The sequence below is a fragment of the Actinomadura formosensis NBRC 14204 genome (assembly GCF_001552155.1).
Classification (GTDB): domain Bacteria; phylum Actinomycetota; class Actinomycetes; order Streptosporangiales; family Streptosporangiaceae; genus Spirillospora; species Spirillospora formosensis.
Genome location: NZ_BCQQ01000272.1, coordinates 1 through 1674, shown reverse-complemented (window position 1 = coordinate 1674; position 1674 = coordinate 1). Strand labels below are relative to the sequence as shown.

The 1674-nt window shown below is 73.2% G+C and carries 3 protein-coding genes; 2 read left to right on the top strand and 1 reads right to left on the bottom strand.

Annotation, left to right across the window (positions count from 1 at the left end; genetic code table 11):
• Positions 1 to 682 (top strand): MFS transporter (locus AF1_RS32450; protein WP_157419435.1); only part of this gene is annotated, 682 nt, incomplete at its 5' end.
• A 51-nt stretch (positions 683 to 733) separates the two neighbouring features.
• Positions 734 to 1117 (top strand): hypothetical protein, encoded by a 384-nt coding sequence (locus tag AF1_RS32445; RefSeq protein WP_131732339.1) that lies wholly within the window; start codon positions 734 to 736, stop codon positions 1115 to 1117.
• On the opposite strand, the gene AF1_RS32440 is transcribed toward AF1_RS32445, so the two are convergent.
• A partial coding sequence (locus tag AF1_RS32440) for an asparaginase (RefSeq protein WP_174548921.1) occupies positions 1095 to 1674 on the bottom strand: 580 nt, incomplete at its 5' end. The two genes, AF1_RS32445 and AF1_RS32440, sit on opposite strands and share 23 nt — an antisense overlap.

Below are 1674 nucleotides of genomic sequence, written 5' to 3'. Positions count from 1 at the left end.
GCACGCGGCCCGGTCGGCGCCGCCCCCGGCGGCCCCGCGCGGTGTCGCGGCGCTGGTGTGGCGGTCGGGGCCGGCCTGGCACGTGACGGTGTTCATGGGGTTGCAGTCGCTGCTGGCCTACGTCGTCCTCGGCTGGCTGCCGACGATCTGCCAGGCCCGCGGGATGGCCGAGGCGCCCGCCGGCTATGTGCTGTCCCTGACGGCGGCAATGCAGGCGGCCGGGGCGCTGGCCGTCCCGGTGATCGCCCGGCGGACCCGCGACCAGCGCCCCCTGGTGATCGCCACGGTCGCGCTGACCATGGCGGGGTTCGCCGGGGTCACCTGGGCGCCGATCGGGACGGTGTGGGCCTGGGCCGCCGTCCTCGGCTTCGGTCAGGGCCTCGGCTTCGCCGGCGCGTTGTCGTTCATCGGGCTCCGCGCCCACGACGCGCACGTCGCGGCGCAACTGTCCGGGATGGCGCAGGGCATCGGCTACGTCATCGCGGCGCTGGGCCCGCTCGCCCTCGGCGCGCTGCACGACGCCACCGGCGGGTGGAACGTTCCGATGACCGGGGTGCTGCTCGTCTGCGCCGCCATGCTGATCCCCGGGACGGCGGCGGGACGCCTCCGCACGGTGGGCGCACCCGCTACCCCGTCCCTTAAAGGGATTAACTCGGAAATCAGCGGACACACCCCTCATTGACCCCTGTGCGGGGTCGAGTCCTCATCGGGAGGTGGACCGACAATGCTCGCCATGATCTCGGCGAACACCGCTCCCACCGGAGCGCTCGTCTACGCGTGGATCATCCCCGTCCTGGCGACCGTCGGGCTGCTCGCCTGGCTGTACGCGACCCGCGCGGCCTCGTCCCGGAAGGTGCACCCGGACCGCCGCAACGACCAGGACAACCACCGGGGCATGGAACAGGGCGGCCTGTACACCTACCGGCCGGGAATGTTCTCCCACAGCTATCCCCCGGCCAGGGAGAGCCAGTGGAGGGAGTTCCGCAAGGACAATCCCCAGCCGGGTCGTGAGCCGAAGAAGCCGTGGCCGGACGGCATCCTGTACGAGCAGACGGTCTTCAAGGAGGAGTTCGAGAACCTCAAGAAGGGGAACCTCAAGGAGACCGGGAAGCGCTAGGCGCGAACACGCCGGGTGCGGGACGGACGGCACCGACGACGCCGTCACCACCCCGCACCTGGACGACCGACAGTGCGTCCAGCTCCGCGCCGTCGTGGACGCCGAGCGCCCGCAGCAGCGCCACGGTCACGGGCGTCCGCGCCCGCATCGCCCCATCATCGATCTTGACGGCCCCGGCGCGGCCGTCGGCGAACGCGAACGCGTCCACGCCCTCGGCGCCGCACTTGACGAGCAGGCCGGGCACCGCGTCCATGAGCCGCCGCTCCTCGCGCCGGGTGCCCGACGTCCACTGCGGATGCGTGCGCATCGCGTCCGCGACACGCCGCTCCGGCGTACCGGGAGCGGCCAGGACGAGCGCCCGGAACGCGCGGGCGACCCCGGCCGTGGACACCGCGAACAGCGGCGCCCCGCACCCGTCCACCCCGACCGCCGTGACCGCCTCACCGGCCAGTTCCTCGACGGCGCTCCGGATGGCGAGCTGCAAGGGATGCCCAGGGTCCAGGTAGGTGTCCGTCGGCCATCCGGCCGCCACGCACGTGGCGAGCATCGCCGCGTGC